Below are 16,402 nucleotides of genomic sequence, written 5' to 3' on the forward strand. Positions count from 1 at the left end.
CCGCACCGTCACCTGCACGCCGGAAAGGCCGGTGGTGTGGTTGCTGGCCAGCCGCAGCTCGGCCACGCGGAAGGAGCCGGCGGCGACCCGGGTCGCGGTGAAGCTGGGGACCGTCACGGAGCCCGCCGTGGTGGACGAGGCCACCAGGTCGTTGGCGGCGTAGGGCGTGGTGTCGGCCGGCCGGGTGAGGGTGGAGGCCGGGTTGGCGACCGTCGAGGCGATGACGATCGGGGCGGCCGGATCGCTGGCCACATACAAGGCGCGGTCGGCGTTCATCCGCACCGTGCCGAACTGGTTCTCGGTGACGGTGGTGGGCGAAACGTCGTCGAACTCGGCCGTCAGGGCGGCGGCGGTCAGGCCTATCCCCGTGGCGTTATAGCCGTGCGCCGCGGCCCGCTGCATGTCCCAGCTGGTCCCGTTGTAGACCATGTTGCGGCCGGTGGTGGCGATGCCGTAGGGCGCGGTCGAGAAGGCGTCGCCTGGGATGTACGCTCCGATGGTGTGCACGGCGGTCCCGTCCGAGCCGGCGATCAGGTTCGGGTTGCCGGACGGCGGCGAGCCGCTCGCCGCGCCGCCGACGACCGTCACGGAGCCATTGACGTTGATGTTCAGCCGGCCGGCCGAGTCGACCAGGAACGGCACATAGGCCGAGCCGGTGTAGCCCTCCGCCACATGGCAGTAGTGTTCGACGCCGGCCACCGTCTTCGTGCAAAAGGAGAAGGTCGTCGAACTGGCGTTCTTGGCGGTCTGGTTGTCGGCCAGCGCCGGGCTGGCGAAGGCGAGCGCCAGACACGCAAGCGCCCGCGCTCCGAGGGACCGGAGGTGCTTCATCATGGAGCCTTTCAGAGTGGAAACGTTAGACGCCCATCAGTGGGTTGCCGGCTTCGGAAAAGTCGGTGGTCCCTTCCGGACCGCCGGGGCCTGCGCCGCCGCCTGAGCCGGAGTTCAGTAGCTCCTCCAGGCAGCCGGTCAGCGCCTTGCCCGTGCCCGGAGTGAACGTCACCGACGTCCCGTTGACGTAGATCCCCGGCGACAGCAGGTCGTAGATGGCGATCACGTCGTAGGCGAACCCGCCGCCATCCGCCGCGGTCTGCCGCGCCGTCCATCCGCTTGGCGCGGCCAGCGCCGTAAACGGCCCCGAGGTGTGCACGGCCGCGACGACGCCGGCCGAGTGGCTGCTCTTGCTAAACCCGGGGACGACCAGGTCGGCGTTGGCGACGGTGGCGGTAGCCGCCTGTTGATGCCCGCGAGGCTTGCGGTAGACGGCGAACGCCCACGGGTAGAAACCGCAGGTGAGCGCGCCGGCCGCCAGATCGGCCGCCGTCAGCCGCTTGCTGAGCTTGCGGATCGGCGTGCTGGCGATTTCCCAGGCCCCGTCGCCGCCGGAGATCGTCGCCGCAGCCGCGACGGCGAAGAACAGGATGTAATCGCCGACCGCCGCGCCGGCGAGATTGAGCGCGGTGCTCTCCGTGGCGTTGTTGCGGGCGCCGCCGGCGACGGGAGTCGATGGCCGCGTGAAGCCGGCGCCCGCGAGCAGACACGGCTGGAAGAACGGGAACATCTAGGCCCCGCGGCGATGGTTCATGTAGATCACGCCGTCGTCGGCGTCATAGTCGCCCGCGAAGATCGAGACGACATTCGCGCCGGTATTGACGTCCGGCACGCCGGCGTCGCCCCAGTTGTAGATGGCGTTGAAGGTCGGGGCGTGGCCGCCGGCCCCGTCCTGCTTCAGCTTGATGCGATAGGTCATCCCGTCGCGCAGCACCGAGGGCGCGCCGATGACGATGTCGCCGGTCAGCGTCGCCTTGATCGAATAGCCCTTGGTGGCGACGTCCCAGGCGATGGTCGAGGCATAGGTGACCGATTGCGGGGCCGTCCCCGCGATCAGCGTGGCCGGGTCCAGGGACACGCCGGCCGTGGCCGCATAGACATCCGCCGGGACCGCGGAGGGGCGCCCGCCGGCCACTGCGAGGGAAATGACCCAGTCGGCCCTGGCCGCCCCCAGGTTCGCTACATAGGCGTTGTCCATGGAGACCACGAGCGTCGTGCCGGAATAGCTCAGCACCCGGCCCGACATCCAGTAGGTGTCGGGATTGGCCGAGGAGGCGGCCAGCATGTACATGCCCTTGACCAGGGTCAGGCTTCCCGAGACGCCCAGGAAGGTCCGCGAGGCGCCGTTGGTGATCGTCAGGCTGGTGGCGGAGGTGGTCTGCGTCGTGGCGCTGGCCGCGGCGGCCGAGGCGGCGTTACTGGCGATGGTGGCGTTGGCCGCCGCGGACGCGGAGGCGGCAGAAGCCGTGGCGGCGTCGGCGGTCGCCTGGGCGCCGACCGCCAGCATTTCCACCTCGAAGGCCGGGAGCTCGCCCAGAAAGGCGTCACCGCGGGCGTCGAAGGTGGTCGGATCGCTGCTGGAGGGAGGCGTGGTCAGCGTCGGCACGGGCTACACTTCCTCTAATTCCAACGTAATCAGGGCGTAGTCGGGCAGGTCCATGTTGACGGTGAACCGCTTGTAGACGCCCAGGATCAGTAGGGGCTCGAAATAGGCGTCCTCACTGTCGTCGAGGCCCGACCACAGCGCTGGCACGGCGTTCAGCAGCGTGCGCAGGGCGATGGCGCTGTTGACGCTGGCCTTGGTCGCGCGGATCTGGACGTTGACCTTGGGGACCGTCCGGCGCTGCACCAGCGTGGCGTTGCCGAACAGGTCTCGGTCGATGGTCGAGAAGTTCAGCGCATCATTGTCGGGGTTGTAGAGCGTGCGGCCCAGATAGACCGAGGTCCCGACCAGCAAGCCGCCGCAGGTAACGAGGCCGCCGGCCCGTGTCAGGGTCACCGAGACCACGCCGTTGGTGTAGGGCGGCAGGTCGAACAGGCCGACGACGGACTTGAAGGTGAACGCGCCGAAGAAGTAGGTGTACCAGCTGGTGGTGTTGCGCGACGACAGGTTGATCGTCTTGGAATAGACGGTCATCCCGGCGACGGTGAGGGTGACGGTTGCGCTGTCGGCGACCAGACCGACCAGGCCAACGGAGTCGATCCGCTGGCCGGGCGTGATCACCACCGTCATCGGCGACGGACCGGTGGCGCCGGTGTTGCGCAGCAGATCGAACATCCGCCAGCGGTTTGAGGTGGCCGACAACCACCAGGCCGTGTCGGTCACGGCGTGGTTGAGGTTCGAGGCGGCGAGGCTGGTGTATTCGACGTGGTTCGTCGCATCGAGCACGACATCGCCCACAGCGTAGGTCGTTCCGGAGCTCCAGGGCGCGTAAGTCGTGCCCAGCGACACCCACCATGTCGGCGAGGAGGCCGGAGTGTGGCCGACGTTGCCGGCCTGCAGCGACTGGTAGACGGTGAGGATCAGCCCGGCGGCGACGCTGACCTGATCGCCCAGGGCGTAGGTCGTGCCGCCCGCATAGGCCGCAGGGGCGAGTTCAGGGACGGTGGACGAGGTCAGCAATGCGTCGGTGATCGTGAGCGGCGGCAGGACGCGCATCAGGCGGCGACCGTCACCAGCGAATCCCCGTCGCGGGTCACCCGGCGCATCAGAAGGAACAGGTCGTCGATGCGTCTGGCGGTCTTGGCGGCGTGCGTCTCGTTGGCCGCGATCCGCTGGGAAAGCTGGGCGATCGCTCCGGCCATCGCCGCACTCCCGGTCCCGCCCCAATCCTGCCCCGGATTAGCGACCGTCACCGTCTCGTTCGGGCTGGCCATGAACTGCACCAGCTGGCTGTCCACGCCGCCGACGCCGCCGACCTTAAACTGGCCGCCGCCGGCGAACTTGCGCAGGCCGGCGGCGATCTCGAACTGGCCGGTGCCGGCGTAGTGCTGGGCGGCGAAGGCTGCAGGATCCAGCCCGTGGTCGGCGGCGTATTTGGCCACGTCCTTGTTGTCGGCGAGGTATTTGCCCGCGTCGAACGGCCCGGCGGCGGCCGTCGGGCCCAGCGCCGCCAGGGCGCTCACCGCGAACTGCGCCGTGCCCGGCTGGCCGAAGGACGCGGGAACGCCGGCGGCGGCCCCCCTGGAGCCCAGCGCCGCCAGGGCGGCCTGCAGCGCCACCACGGCGTCCCTCACCGACAGCACGCTGGTGTTCACCGTCAGCAGGCCGTCGACTTCCTTGTTCAGGGCGTCGAGCTGGGCCCTCTGGTAATTGATCTGCGCCTCGTCGGCCTTCAGCGCGTCGGAGACCGACCGGCGCACCGCGGCAAGATCCTTGGCGTAGGCCTCCGCCGTGGGTTCGACGGCCTGGGCGGCCCTCAGATAGGCGTCGGAGACCGATTGCAGCCTGCCCAACGCACCCGGATCGCCCTGGGCAGCCAGGCTCGAGGTGTTCTGGAAGTCGCGCTTCAGCTGCTCGAAATTGGCCGCGGGCGTGGCCCCCTGCCCCGTCAGCGTGTCCTGGTAGGCCGCGAGCGCGTCGGCCAGCGACTGGAACTGGTTGATGGACCCCTGGATCGCCGAGGCCTGGGCGTCATAGGCGGTCTGCAGGACGCCGCGGGCGTTGTCGACGGCGCTCTGCGCGGCCTGGTCGATGGCGCTGGCGTACTTCGCCATCACCTGGTCGATCTGCAGGCCCTTGAGAGTCGCCAGCTGGGTGGTCAGGCCGGCGAGGGCGTCGGCGGTGATGTAGCCCGCGTCGGCGGCGGCCTGGAACTGCTTGGCCTGGTCGTCGATGTTCTTCTGGACCTGGGAAAGGTCGTAGGCCTGCGGATCGGTGATCTGGAGGATGGCGTCGGATAGGGCCTGCTTCAGGGTCTGGGCGGCGGCGAAGCCTTGCAGAGCGGTGTTGATCTCGTCGAAGCTCTTGCCGGTCGCCAGCATCGACTCGACGAGCTTCTTCTGGGTGTCGTCGACGTAGGTCGCGCCCTCCAGCGTGGCCTTCAGCGCCGCCTCTACCGCCGCCGCGCCGTCGCCCACCGCGGTCTTCAGCGTCTTGCCGGCCGAGGTGTAGATCTGCGACTGGTCGCGGGTGCCGACCACCAGGCCGGTGATCGTCTGGCCGAGGGTGATGCCGGCCGCCTTCAGGGCCGTCTCGCCCTGCAGGATCGCGTCCGCCGCCGTCTTGGCGGCCTGTTCAGTCTCCGAGGTACGCTTGTCGCCGCTGAGCGCGCCCGTGGTCAGGTCGATGCCGGCGCCGGCGTTGGTCGGCTTGCCGCCGAGCAGCGACGAGAGCAGCACCGCCGCGCCGGCCACGATACCGATCACCGGCAGCGCCGCCGCAAGGGTGCCCACCAGCGGCGCGAGGCCGGCGCTGGTGCCCAGCAACGCGGCCTGACCAACGGCGGCGGCGGCAGAAGCCCCCAGGGCGCTGGACGCCAGATAGCCGCCTGCGGCGATGCCGAGCCCGGCGATGCCGGCCCCTGCACCGATGGCGTTACCGGTTCTCCCACCAATCAGCGATCCGGCCACTGTTCCGGCGGTGGCGAGGCCGCCGAGCAACCCGTTCGCCTTGAACGACGACCTGATCAGTTCAATGGTCTGCTGGAGACTGTTGAAGATCCCAGCCCAATCGTGGTTGGAGATGGCCGACTTAAAGTTGCCAACCGCGTTGATGGCCTCGCTTACAGCATCGACGAGGCTGATATTTTGCGCGGCGAGCCGCCGCTGATCCGCCTGGATCTTCGGCAGGGCCGCCAGCCGGTCTTTCGCGGCCCGCACCTCCTCGGCCGAGTAGCCGAGCTCCAGCCCCCGGTTGGCGACCAGTTCGACGTGCTGGCGCTCCTCTTCCTGCTGCAAGAGGAGGATCTTCTGCTCGATGACGGCGCGCGCGAAGCCGGATTGGGTCAACGCGGCCTGGGCGGAGAGGATGTCCGTCTGGAGGGCGAGGGCGTCCTTGTCCTTGGCGGCGGCTTCGTCGGACAGGCGCCGGCGGTTCTGCTGCGCCTGCGCGTCCTGCTCGGCGCTCTGAGCCTGGGCGAGCAGCGCCAGGCGGCGCTGGCGTTCCGCTTCGTCGATTTCGCCGGCGGTGACCCTTTCGGCGGTCTCCCGCGAGACCCGGTCCGTCTCGTCGGCCTGGTCGCTGGCCAGGCGCCTGGTCTCGATGGTGTTGCGCGCGGCGGCGCTCGAGGCCAGCCCCGCCGTGATCGATGCGATCTTGTCGGTATAGCTGGCCGTCGTCTGGCGCTGGGCGATCTCCTGCTGATCGAGCTTCGTCACCGTTTCGCGGGCGAGGGCCTGCTTTTTCTCGTCGTCCGTGGCCTGGATCAGATCGGAGATCTTCGCCGCCGCAGCGGGCTTCACGCTGCCGGACTTCACTTGCTGGGCGAGCCGGTCGCGCGCGGCCCGGGTCTCGGCGTCGATCTCGAGTCCCTTGATGCGGGCGATCTCGTTGATGTCGCCGGTCAGGGCGAGCCGGGCCGCAAGCTCCGCCTTCACCGCTGCATCGATCGCCGTGTCGGACTGGTCGGTTTTTTGATGATGCTTGGTCGTATCGATCAGGTTGGCCGTGCCGCTCGCCGCCGGCTGGTCCTTGGCCCGGACGGACAGTTCGGCGCCGGACTCCTCGATGATCTTGCTCAGGCTGTCGAAGGTGACCTGGACGCCACGGCGCTGCGGCGACGCCTTGAAGGTCTCGGGACCGAATTTCGCCACCAGGTCGTCGCGTTGCTGCGAGGCGTTGACGATGTTCGACTTGAGGCCCGCCGTCGTTTTGTTCTCGATGCTGGACAGAGCATCGACGATCTTGGCGATCTCGTCGGCCAGCGAGGCCGCAGCGCCCACGATCTTGAGCAGGGCGGGGCCGAGCTCGACGAACGCGGATTTGAGGTCGACGCCGATCCGGCCGGTCAGCTTTTCGAACTGATCGTTCATTTCATGGGCGTGCTTCAGCACCCCGCTGTCCATCACCTGCCCGGAGGCCTTCGCCTCCTCGAGGAAATGCGCCATCGCTTCGGAGCCGCCCTCGATCAGCGGCTTCATGCCCTCCAGGCCGAGCTGCTGAATGACCGCGTCCTTCTGGGTGTTGCTGCCCAGCTTCGCGATCTTGTCGGTGATGGTCTGCAGCGCCTCGCCGGTGTCGCCGAGCCGCTTCACATCGTCGGCGGTGAAGTTCTTGCCGAACAGTTCCTGGAACGCCCGCAAGGATTTGGGCAGCCCCGCCGACGCCTTGCCGAGCGTGACGCTGAAGTCCCCGATGGCGGCGTCGGCCCCGGCCATGTCGCCGCCCGCCGCGCGGGTGGCGAGCCTGAACTCCTGCAGGGCGTCCGTCGTGACGTGAAGACGCTCCGCCGCCTTGTAGATTGCGTCACCGGACTCGAACGCCTTCTTCGCCTCCTCGAAGGCCAAGGCTGCGCCGCCGATCGCCACGCCGGCCGCGATGCCGATCCCGCCCAGCTTTTCCAGCGCGCTGCCGAATACACGGAGCTGAACCGCGCCCTCTTCGAACAACTTCACCCGCGAGGTGTCGAAGACGGATTTCAGAGCGCCGCCGAGGTCGATCTTCTCGATGTCGTGCTTGAACCCGCCCAGTTTCTCGCGCGCGCCCTTGAGGCCGGCTTCGAACTGAGCCGAGTCCAGGCCCAGGCTGACCCGCAGGGCGCCGATCACGGCCGCGTCGGATACGCTCATTCGCCGCTCCCAGGAAATTGCGTCGGTGCGCGCGTTGGTTGGGGATGGGACGGTGGGTCACCCGCACAGCCCAGACGTTCCACGTTTTGGAACAAATCGCTTGTTCCAAAATTGGGAACAGGGTATAAAGTGTTCATGCACTTGGTCACCGAACGCACCCTTCGCCGCTACGCCGCCAAGCATCCGGTGGTGACGAGTTCGGTTGATCGCTGGATCGTTGCTCTTCGGGCGGGCGAGTGGGCCACGATGGACGAAGTGGTCCGCGCTTTCGCCAATTCGAAGGCGATCAATGGAGACCGTGCGCGGTTTCAAATATCGGGCGGAGACTACCGCCTGATCGTTTCGTTCAATTTCGGGCGCCAGTGGGCGTTCGTGAAGTTCATCGGCACGCATGCGGAATACGACCGCATCGACGCCGCCACCGTCGCCCAGTTCTGAGGAGCACAGCTATGGAAATCCAACCCATTCGTAGCGATGCGGACCACGAAGCCGCGCTGCGCGAAATCGACCGCCTTTGGAACGCGGAGGTCGGGACCGACGATGGCGACCGCCTCGAAATCCTCGCGGTCCTTGTCCACAAGTACGAGGAAAAGATCTATCCGGCGACCCGCGTCGCTCCACTGGACATGCTCAAGTTCATGATGGAGCAAGGCGACCGCACCCAGAAGGACCTGGCCGGCCTGCTTGGATCCCGTTCTCGCGCCTCCGAGATCATGAACGGAAAGCGTGAGTTGACGCTCGACAATATCCGCCTGCTGGCCCGCGAATGGCGCATCCCGGCCGCCGCATTGGTCGGCGACATGGAGCGCGCGTGACGGCAAATACCCAAAAACCAAGACGACCCGCGACTACACCTATTTCGTAGCGACCGGGCCGCCCAGTCACGGAGAGGCGAGAGCAGATGCTGGAGATCTTGATCTGGATTTGCGCAGCGGGCGTTGTCGCCTTGGGCTGCATTTCATTTCAGATCGCGCTTATGGCGCCGGAGGCGGAGAAGTCCGCCGTCAAGCTGATCGGCCTGCTGACGTTCATCGGGTGCCTGGGGATGGCCATCTTCATCGTCCACGCGGCCGATCAGCAAGCCACCGCGATGCCGACGCTACCCGGTTTCCCCTAGGGCCGCCGGGCGTCTCACCAGTCGGCGGGCACGGCCTTCACGCAAGCGGCAACCTGACCACTGAGGCTCTGGAGACGGCCCTCTATGGCGCCGTAAAGCTTGACGTTTTGGTAGGCCGGCGCCCATCCGAGATCTAGCGCGGATTCGTCCAGCACCGCCGTATCGGTGTGAACGATACGGAAGCGTCCCGACTTCGCCTCGAACGTCATCGTTGAGCGGACGGTGTAAGGGGTCGAGAAGAAATGCAAATCATCAAAATGGAACGAACTATTGGCGACGACCGTCCCGCCCGCAATGTCCGTCGCGACAATGGTGGGCGCTGTGATTAGGCCAGGCTTGACGATCTGCCCGATACAGACAACGGCGCGACGGGCTAGGCCGGAAGGCTCGCCTTCCGCCTCATAGACGCGGCTTTCAATGCGCAGAGCATTGCTAGCCGCAGCGGCCTCTGGTGAAATTCCTAGCAGCACCAATCCGAATACAGCCCAGCAGCGCATCGCCTATAGGTAATGCACCGCTTGCGGTTGTCCACTCCCTCACTGCAGCGTGGCGGTCGCGAACGCCCACTGGAACATCACCGCCTGCAGCTGCTCCGGTGTCTTGGGCTCGGCAGGAGGCCTGGCCTTTTCCGCCCGCTTCTTCGGCAGGAAATCCTCCAGCGGCGGGGTTTTCGCCGACTTGGCGATGACGCCGGAATAATATGCCTCGGTCATCCCCTGCCGCCGGTCATCGTCCATGGCGTCCAGCGCCGCGGTCAGGGCTATGTCGAGGAGGCGCGGGGTTTGCTTCCAGAACGCGTCCGGCGGACCGACGCGGAGACGGCACCAGGTGCGGAATAGCCCGAGCCAGTCCCATCGGCCGCCGCTTTCCGAGGGTCCGCGTCATCGCCCTCCCCGGCGGTCGGGAACACGCTGGAGATGGCGTTGATGCACAGCGTCACCGCCTTGATGATCGTCCCCATGTGCGGGATGAACGCCATGGCGTCCTCCTCGGTGATGTTCGGGTGGCGCTCGCGCAAGCCGGTCCACAGCACCGCGGCGATCAGCTTCAGCGGCGGGTTCTGGCTGAGCTTGGCGACGACCTCGCCGGCGCTCAGTTCCAGGCGACCCTCCATTGCCGACAGGCCATAGACGTCGAAGACCAGGACAAACTCCTGACCCTCGATACTGAAGCCGGTCTCACCTTTGAGCGAGCTGACCATGCTAGACGCGGGTCACGGCGCCAGCGACGCGGACCGTCAGCGTGGCCGAGGCCTTGGCCGCGGTCTGTAGGGTCGGCGCGTAGCCCTTCAGGAAGCCCTGGAACACGTCGGTGTGGGCGTTGGGGTAGGTGATCTTGCAGGCGCGGGTGGTGCCGTCCGCGCGCCACGCCAGCAGGAAGGTGTCCGTCGCGTTGGACGGCACGTAGTTCATCGCCACGGTCATGTCGCCAAGGTCGGTCAGACCCGGAATGAACTCCTTCACCCGGCCCGGCGAGGCCATGTGCGTCGCTTCGATCTGGTCGATCTGGTTGTTCGGCGGCGTGATGTCCGTCACTTCGCCAAGCGCGGTGTAGCTGCCGGAGCCGGGGGCCGTCTCGACCGAGAACGTAGACCCATAGCCGATGATGGCCGTCGTCATGGTGGAGGCTCCATTTGAAGGATGGGCGCGTCATCGCGACGGGCCTTTCGCCTTGCCGAAGGGCGGGTTGGGGCGCCTCGCCAGGCCTGGGCCGGCGGGAAATTCAGGGATTCAGAACTGGTCTTCGAACCAGATCAGCGCGTCGAAGCCGGCGCGGTGGAAGATGTCGGAGCCGTTGCTGGCGGCTGGACCATCCGTGGCGGCGTCCACCAGGCTCGGCATGTCGCCCTGCAGATCGACGCCGCGGAACGGCGCGGCGCGCAGCCCGTCCAGCGCCACGATCAGCGCCCGCTTCGTGGCCACCGCGGAGGCGAAAGTCTCGCCCCAGCAACTGAACCGGATGCGGTAGCCGGTGAGCTTGTCGCGGCCGTCGAGCGAGCGGGTCCGCCTGGCCCCGGCCTCGATCATCGCCACCGCCGGCAGGGTCCCGCCCTGCGGCAGCACCGCCCACTTAATCTGGGTCCCGGCCAGCGCCGCGAGCCCGGCGTTGGCCAGGAGGTAGGCGACCAGCAGCTCTTCCACGTCAGATCACGCCGAGGCTGTGCGCCTCATTGACGATATCCATGAGCTGCCGGGGCGGGATCAGCACGAACCGGCCATCGCCCAGGTATTGCAGCGTTGGAGCGTCGATCGGCGAGACGCCCTCTACGATCGCGCTGATCTTCCGATCCAGCCTGCGAAACGCCGCGCCGTGGCGACGGACGATGGCATGCGCCGCCCTTTGAAGGGCGTCGAGCACGTCCGCCATGAGCTCGGTTTCCAGAGAGAAGGTCACGGTTATCTGCGTCATCGCTCACCCTCCGTTCTTCGCGATCAGCCGCGCCGCCTTGCGCGCCGCGCGGGCCGCGGCCTTGTCGATCTCGACCCGCAGCAGCTGCTTCACGATGTCCAGCACCTTGGCCTTGTTGCCCTCCCAGGCCGGGGTGAGGAACGGCTGGGCGTGCTGGTGCTGGTTGCCGAACTCGTCCTGGATCGCCTGCGGGTTCGGACCCGGGCCGGCGAACACCTCGACCGTCGACTCCGACTGGTGCAGTGCGCGTTGCCGGCGGGAGAGCTTCGAGCCGATCGCGCCGCTGTCGGCGAGGGCGCCGGTCAGGTACGGCGCGTTGGCCCGCCAGGCTTCGTCCACCGGCTCCAGCGCCTGGCGGCCGACCCGGCGCAGGATGTTCTTCGCCGTCGCCTCCGGAAGGAGAGACAGGGCGTCATCGAGCTCCTTCAGCCCCTCGACCTTGAAGAGCTCAGCCACTGGGGATCTCCGCCCGCGCCACCGCGGTCAGTTCGAAGGCTTCGCGCCGTGGGCCGACGTCCTTCTTGCCGACCACGTTGTAGGGCCGGCCATCGCACTGGACGCGGTCCAGCGGCGTGATCGATTCCGTCAGCGTCGAGCGCCGGATCACGAACCTGGTGGTGATGCTGGCCCAGACCGCCTCGGCCCGCACCCGCTCGCCATCGCTGACGTCCGCCTTGGACGCCCAGACCGTGGCCAGCACCGGCCAGGTCTCGACGTCTTCGTTGAGGGCGTTCTGGGTGACGGCTTTGCGGAGGATCTGCAGCCGCCAGGCCAGGTCGCCGGCCTGCATGGCTTAGGCGTGCGCCGCGGCGCTGGAGCAGAAGCCGAGGTTCAGCACCGTGGTGGAGTCCGCCATGCCGATCAGCTGGGTGTACATGCCGGTGGCGATATCGGCCTTCGGACAGATGCCGCCAGCCGTCGCGCTCAGGAAAAACGGCTCGGAGGCCGTCAGCGCGGCGTTCAGCGTCACCTTGCCCGCAGTCTGCACCGAGATCGGCTGGCCGTTGGAGGCGCCGCACAGTGCGATGCCGGCCGCGACGCGCAACGCCGCGGTCGCGTTGTCGGCGTCGGCTTTCATGTAGAGCCCGGTCGCGCTGTTCAGCGCCACGGCCTGGCCGGCGGTGATGGTTTCCCCGGCGGTGCCCTGAGCGATGACGGCGCCTGCGCCCGGTAGGACGCTGGCAGCGGTTACCACGATGTCGGCCATGATGGTCTCCTAGAATTTGATGAGGGGGTGCAAGGCGAACGGCGTTCGCCTTGCCTTCAGGATGGATGGCGGCGGGGCTCAGCCCTCGGGCTGCAGCTCGGGCTGCGGGTCTTCGCCCGACTGGCCCTGGAGCGCCGGCGCTTCGCCGGTCAGCTCCACGGTGGCCGCCTTGGCGCTGTCGATGATGGTCTTCATCGCCGCCGGATCTTCGGCCGCGGCCCTCAGGCCCTCGTTCTCGGTGAGCAGCGCGGCCTTGTCGGCCTTCAACTGGGTGATTTCGCCGGCTGCGGTATGGGCGGCCGCCACCAGGGCGCCAACAGCGGCGAGAGCGGCTTCGGACTGAACGGTCATGGCGTCGGAGATCCTTCTGAGGGTTTGGGTGAGGCGGTCGATGGCGAGGGCTTGCGCCGCCAGGACCTCGCGGACCGGGGCGTCAGGGTGGTGGTCGGACATGGCGGGTCAGTCCCAGCGTTCGGCATTGAGCAACTGCTCGACACCGATGGGGAGGGGGGCGGAGGAGTCGCGGTTGTCGACGCCGACGACGGCTTCGCGGTGAGCATAGAAGTGGCCGATCAGCAGCTTGGCGGCGGCCTTGACGGTGAACGGGGCGTCGCCTGCGGTGCTGGCGATCGAAAAGCGGATGACCACCCGCTCCGCGCCGTCGCCGAGCCAGGGCCAGATCGTAAACCAGCGCCGGACAACAGCCAGCGTCGGACCGTGCGGGCGAACCCAATAGAGGTTGGGATCCAGCGTCTGCAGCGCCCCGGTGGTATCGACATACTTGACGCTCACGACCGTGATCTTGCTGCAGTCAGTCCCCGGCGCCACCGGCAGAACCATCTGGTCACCCCAGCAGTCCCGCACCCACTCCAAGACTTGCGCGCAGTAGCGCCGCTGCGTCGTCGCCTCGATCTGGCCTTGGGCCGCCCAGGTTAGCGCGTCGACGAGATCATCTTCGTCTGACGCGTCGATCCGCAGATGCAGTTTCGCTTCGTCGACCGCGGTCACTGTCTCCGTGGGCGGCGTGATGACGCGAACCGACATGCGGCAGCTCAGGCGTCAGCCGCAGCGGGCGGTTCCGGGGACTCGGCCACCTTCGGCGCGGGCTTCGGAGCGGGAGCCGGCGCGGGTTCCTCGGCGGGCGCCGCAGCCGGCGCCGCCAAGCCGGCCGCAATGGCCGCCGACGCGTAGGGTTCCGGCAGGTTCTGCGATCCCGCCGCGAACAGGCGGCAATCGCCGCCCACGTCGTACAGGAACCGCGACGCCAGGTTCAGGATGGGCATGATTTCGCTCGCTGCTGAAGATGCGGCGCGGCCCCGAAGGACCGCGCCTCCAGGGTCAGGCGACGACTTGGGCGACCGTGGTCGCAGCGTAGCCGTCCGCAGGGCCATAGCGGGGATCGAAGCCCTCGAGCTGGCCGTAGATCAGACTGGCCGCCACCGCCGGGGTGATCATCAACTTCACGTAATTGAAGTTGTTGGCGATATCGAGTTCTTCCTGCCGCAGGTTGATCACCGCCTGCTTGTTGTCATCGGGCGTGGACTTCAGCAGCTGAGTGATCGATTTGCCGGTGATATCCTTGGCGGCGGTCCCCGAAGAGTCGGTGGCTTGCTGCAGCTTGGCGTCCACGGTGGCCGAGGCGCCAAGGGCGCCGACGACGATCGTCGCCAAGAGGTGTTGGAACTTCGACGCGTCGACCCAGCCGGACGACTGGACGGACGACGCCGATTGCGGGCTGATGACGGCGACGATCGCCGCCCGTTGAGAAGGCTTGAGGCTCGGGTACATGACCGGAGTTCCTTTCGAATAGGGGGCGAGGGCCGGCGGCCCGCTGGGGGCCGCCGGGCGCTTAGCGGGCTTGCAGGGCGACGAAGTGGGACTTGGTGGTCGAGCCGTGGGCGGGCGAGACCGCCGCCGACAGGTACGGCTGGCCAGCCACGCGGAAGGTCCACCGGAAGGCCGTCAGGTTCTGGTCGAAGTAGAGGTGGATCGACGTGGCGAAATCGACCCCGCCGCCTTTCGTCGCAGCGTAGTAGCCGGACATGTTGGCGCAGACGATATCGCCGACCGTGCCCAGGGTCTGGGCGTGCTCGGTCCACAGCACCGGGTAGCCCAGCAGATAGCCGCCCCAGGGACTGCCGACGATGGGCTGATTGTTCGGCAGATAAGCCGGAACGTTGCCCAAGGTGAGGCCGACGAGCTGCGGCATCACGTCGGCGTTGATGATCCAGATCGGGCTGCCGCCGGTGCGCAGGACACGTGACGCCATCTTGGAGAGGTTGGCCAGCACGACGGTGGCGGCCGCCTGGCCGGACTCCTTGGTCTGCGTGATCAGGCATGGGGCCGTCATGAAGCCCGTGGGCTTGCCGACGCCGTTGCCCCACATGATCGCGTCCGAGGCCTGCCACTTGATCGCGTTGCCGGCTTGCCGGGTCAGACGATCCTGCAGCATCGGGCCATCGGCGAGCACCTCGGACGAGGCCGCGCAGAAGGCGTAGAGCTCGTGCAGGGTCATCATCTCGCCGGTGACGTTGACCTTGGTGGCGGTCATCTGCGCGCCTTCCGAGCGCCAGACGGCCTGGACGCCCACCGCGCCCCAGGGTGTGGTTTCATCCTTCGGCTTGAACACGGCGTTGGACATCGTCGGCTCAGGCGCAACCATGCCCAGAAGGTCGGTGTCTTCGAAGGCGATGTCCCAGACCTGCTTGGAGAACTCCGGCGGGACCAGGTAGCCTTCACCCGACGCCCCAGCATTCTGATTGTAGGTCGAGGTGGTGGCGCCGAGACGAACGTCGTGATGGCCGAGCGTGGTCTGAACGACGGCGCCGGCGAAGTCAGCCATGCTCTTGAAGCCGCCGGTCAAGGCGGGGTCGGCTTCTTCGGTGCGCGCGGTGGAGCTTGCCGGGATGAGCGTAGCGGCCGGGGCGGCGGACGAGAACAGGCCGCTGCGGCGGGCCGAAGCTTCCTCGGCCACGATGTCCTTGTCGAGTTGAATAACCTCGGCTTCGAGGGTGTCCAGTTCGCCGCCAAGCGCGCCGATCTTGGCTTCCTCTTCGGTGGTGCGGTCGTCCTTCGCGTTCAGCGTGTTGAACTCGGTAGTGGCCGCCACGCCGCGCTTGGCTTTGTCCGCGCGGGCTTGGCGGAGTTCCTTTAGATTCTTCGGCATCGAAGATCTCCGTAAAGCCGAGGCAAAGGAGCTCCGTCTCCTGTGGCCCCGGCGGAGCACAGGCGGAGATGGTGGTAAGCGGTGAAGGTCCGGGCCCAGAGGCCCAGGCGGGTGTCAGGCGAAGGCGAGCGACGTCCGGCGGGCCATCCGCCTGCGGACGGTCCCGGTCGAGGTGCGCAGGCTGGCGAGCACGTCGGCCATGGAGCCGATCCGGTCGACCATTCCCAGGTCCAGAGCACGGTTGGCGCCCAGAACCCGGCCCTGCCCGTAATTGTCCGCCACGTTGGCGATGCTGGTCTTCCGGCCCTCGGCGACGGCGCGGATGAAATCGGCGTGGCTGGCGTCGGCCTGCGCCTGGACGTTGTCGCGCGCCTCCGGCGTCAGCGGCTCGAACGGGGTCAGCTCGGCCTTGAACTTGCCAGCCTTGATCAGGGTCGGCTTGATGCCGTTGGTCTCCAGCAGCGACGAGACGTCGAAGTGCACGCCGATCACACCGATGGAGCCGACTTCGGCCGAGGGCGTCATCCAGATCTGTGAGGCCTGACTGCAGATCCAGTACGCGGCGGAGGCCACCAGCGTGTCGGCCAGCGCCACGACCGGCTTGACCTGCGCGGCGGCCTTCACGGCGGCGCCGGTCTCGGCGGTTCCGGCTACGGTGCCGCCGGGGCTGTCGCCGTCAATTACGATCGCTCCAATCTCGGGGTTCGCCGCGGCCGCGCTCAGTCGGTTGCGGAAGGTCTCCATAGACCCGCTACCGCGTGCGGCGAGGGCGCCATGCAGCGGCAGGATGGCGATATGCGACGGCCCGCGGGCCTGGGCTTCAGCCTTGGCCAGGTGCCCCAGCCGGTCTTCATCGATGGCGAACAGCCGTTCGCCCGACGCATACAGCCCCAGCAGGAGCTGGGCCGCCGCCGTCGAAAGCAGGGTCGAGAGATCGGGCATG

At 67.7% G+C, this 16,402-nt stretch carries 23 protein-coding genes; 3 read left to right on the top strand and 20 right to left on the bottom strand.

Translation table 11 applies throughout. From position 1 onward, the window contains the following. The 5 genes from VGL30_RS00195 to VGL30_RS00215 all read right to left on the bottom strand — a co-directional run. Positions 1 to 834 (bottom strand): hypothetical protein (locus tag VGL30_RS00195; RefSeq protein WP_331535540.1); only part of this gene is annotated, 834 nt, incomplete at its 3' end. A 22-nt stretch (positions 835 to 856) separates the two neighbouring features. Further along, entirely contained in the window at positions 857 to 1,561 is a 705-nt protein-coding gene (locus tag VGL30_RS00200; RefSeq protein ID WP_331535542.1) for a hypothetical protein, read from the bottom strand. Further along, positions 1,562 to 2,437 (bottom strand): hypothetical protein, encoded by an 876-nt coding sequence (locus VGL30_RS00205; protein ID WP_331535544.1) that lies wholly within the window; start codon positions 2,435 to 2,437, stop codon positions 1,562 to 1,564. A gap of 3 nt (positions 2,438 to 2,440) precedes the next feature. Further along, entirely contained in the window at positions 2,441 to 3,490 is a 1,050-nt protein-coding gene (locus VGL30_RS00210; protein WP_331535546.1) for a hypothetical protein, read from the bottom strand. Next, positions 3,490 to 7,560 carry a hypothetical protein gene (locus tag VGL30_RS00215; RefSeq protein WP_331535548.1) on the bottom strand — a complete coding sequence of 1,357 codons (4,071 nt, stop codon included), beginning with the start codon at positions 7,558 to 7,560 and terminating at the stop codon, positions 3,490 to 3,492. Before VGL30_RS00215 ends, VGL30_RS00210 begins: the two co-directional genes overlap by 1 nt. A 135-nt stretch (positions 7,561 to 7,695) precedes the next feature. Here VGL30_RS00215 and VGL30_RS00220 point away from each other — a divergent pair, with 135 nt between their 5' ends. The 3 genes from VGL30_RS00220 (at position 7,696) to VGL30_RS00230 (ending at position 8,677) form a co-directional block, all read left to right on the top strand. Beyond that, positions 7,696 to 7,998, top strand: a complete 303-nt coding sequence (locus VGL30_RS00220) for a type II toxin-antitoxin system HigB family toxin (RefSeq protein WP_331535550.1) — start codon at positions 7,696 to 7,698, stop codon at positions 7,996 to 7,998. Positions 7,999 to 8,009: 11 nt separating this feature from the next. Beyond that, positions 8,010 to 8,375 carry a helix-turn-helix domain-containing protein gene (locus VGL30_RS00225; RefSeq protein ID WP_331535552.1) on the top strand — a complete coding sequence of 122 codons (366 nt, stop codon included), beginning with the start codon at positions 8,010 to 8,012 and terminating at the stop codon, positions 8,373 to 8,375. Between the two features lie 86 nt (positions 8,376 to 8,461). After that, positions 8,462 to 8,677 (top strand): hypothetical protein, encoded by a 216-nt coding sequence (locus VGL30_RS00230; RefSeq protein WP_331535554.1) that lies wholly within the window; start codon positions 8,462 to 8,464, stop codon positions 8,675 to 8,677. A gap of 14 nt (positions 8,678 to 8,691) precedes the next feature. Here VGL30_RS00230 and VGL30_RS00235 read toward each other — a convergent pair whose 3' ends face one another. The 15 genes from VGL30_RS00235 to VGL30_RS00305 all read right to left on the bottom strand — a co-directional run bounded on the left by VGL30_RS00235 (position 8,692) and on the right by VGL30_RS00305 (position 16,401). Continuing rightward, entirely contained in the window at positions 8,692 to 9,150 is a 459-nt protein-coding gene (locus tag VGL30_RS00235) for a hypothetical protein (protein ID WP_331535556.1), read from the bottom strand. Between the two features lie 63 nt (positions 9,151 to 9,213). Then, positions 9,214 to 9,390 (bottom strand): hypothetical protein, encoded by a 177-nt coding sequence (locus VGL30_RS00240; protein WP_331535558.1) that lies wholly within the window; start codon positions 9,388 to 9,390, stop codon positions 9,214 to 9,216. Positions 9,391 to 9,437: 47 nt separating this feature from the next. Continuing rightward, the gene (locus tag VGL30_RS00245) at positions 9,438 to 9,878 is read right to left on the bottom strand and encodes a hypothetical protein (protein WP_331535560.1); all 441 of its coding nucleotides are present in this window, start codon (positions 9,876 to 9,878) and stop codon (positions 9,438 to 9,440) included. A gap of 1 nt (position 9,879) precedes the next feature. Continuing rightward, complete coding sequence (locus VGL30_RS00250; protein ID WP_331535562.1) at positions 9,880 to 10,296, bottom strand: phage tail tube protein; 417 nt, start codon at positions 10,294 to 10,296, stop codon at positions 9,880 to 9,882. Between the two features lie 111 nt (positions 10,297 to 10,407). After that, positions 10,408 to 10,818 (bottom strand): DUF3168 domain-containing protein, encoded by a 411-nt coding sequence (locus tag VGL30_RS00255; RefSeq protein ID WP_331535564.1) that lies wholly within the window; start codon positions 10,816 to 10,818, stop codon positions 10,408 to 10,410. 1 nt (position 10,819) lies between these two features. Further along, the gene (locus tag VGL30_RS00260; protein ID WP_331535566.1) at positions 10,820 to 11,086 is read right to left on the bottom strand and encodes a hypothetical protein; all 267 of its coding nucleotides are present in this window, start codon (positions 11,084 to 11,086) and stop codon (positions 10,820 to 10,822) included. A gap of 3 nt (positions 11,087 to 11,089) precedes the next feature. After that, positions 11,090 to 11,542: an HK97-gp10 family putative phage morphogenesis protein gene (locus tag VGL30_RS00265; protein ID WP_331535568.1), complete on the bottom strand. Its 453-nt coding sequence runs from the start codon at positions 11,540 to 11,542 to the stop codon at positions 11,090 to 11,092. After that, positions 11,535 to 11,876: a phage head closure protein gene (locus tag VGL30_RS00270; RefSeq protein WP_331535570.1), complete on the bottom strand. Its 342-nt coding sequence runs from the start codon at positions 11,874 to 11,876 to the stop codon at positions 11,535 to 11,537. Before VGL30_RS00270 ends, VGL30_RS00265 begins: the two co-directional genes overlap by 8 nt. Before the next feature lie 3 nt (positions 11,877 to 11,879). After that, positions 11,880 to 12,293: a hypothetical protein gene (locus VGL30_RS00275; RefSeq protein ID WP_331535572.1), complete on the bottom strand. Its 414-nt coding sequence runs from the start codon at positions 12,291 to 12,293 to the stop codon at positions 11,880 to 11,882. Between the two features lie 78 nt (positions 12,294 to 12,371). Then, on the bottom strand, positions 12,372 to 12,746 hold the full coding sequence (locus VGL30_RS00280; RefSeq protein WP_331535574.1) for a hypothetical protein: 375 nt from the start codon (positions 12,744 to 12,746) through the stop codon (positions 12,372 to 12,374). A 6-nt stretch (positions 12,747 to 12,752) separates the two neighbouring features. Next, on the bottom strand, positions 12,753 to 13,337 hold the full coding sequence (locus tag VGL30_RS00285; RefSeq protein WP_331535576.1) for a head-tail connector protein: 585 nt from the start codon (positions 13,335 to 13,337) through the stop codon (positions 12,753 to 12,755). Positions 13,338 to 13,345: 8 nt separating this feature from the next. After that, positions 13,346 to 13,576 (bottom strand): hypothetical protein, encoded by a 231-nt coding sequence (locus VGL30_RS00290; RefSeq protein ID WP_331535578.1) that lies wholly within the window; start codon positions 13,574 to 13,576, stop codon positions 13,346 to 13,348. Positions 13,577 to 13,631: 55 nt separating this feature from the next. Then, a complete protein-coding gene (locus VGL30_RS00295) occupies positions 13,632 to 14,081 on the bottom strand; it encodes a hypothetical protein (RefSeq protein ID WP_331535580.1) in 450 nt (149 codons plus the stop codon). 61 nt (positions 14,082 to 14,142) lie between these two features. After that, positions 14,143 to 15,459: a phage major capsid protein gene (locus tag VGL30_RS00300; RefSeq protein ID WP_331535582.1), complete on the bottom strand. Its 1,317-nt coding sequence runs from the start codon at positions 15,457 to 15,459 to the stop codon at positions 14,143 to 14,145. 114 nt (positions 15,460 to 15,573) lie between these two features. Then, positions 15,574 to 16,401 (bottom strand): S49 family peptidase, encoded by an 828-nt coding sequence (locus tag VGL30_RS00305; RefSeq protein WP_331535698.1) that lies wholly within the window; start codon positions 16,399 to 16,401, stop codon positions 15,574 to 15,576. Position 16,402 lies beyond the last annotated feature (1 nt).

The sequence above is a fragment of the Phenylobacterium sp. genome, assembly GCF_036502675.1.
Taxonomy (GTDB): domain Bacteria; phylum Pseudomonadota; class Alphaproteobacteria; order Caulobacterales; family Caulobacteraceae; genus Phenylobacterium.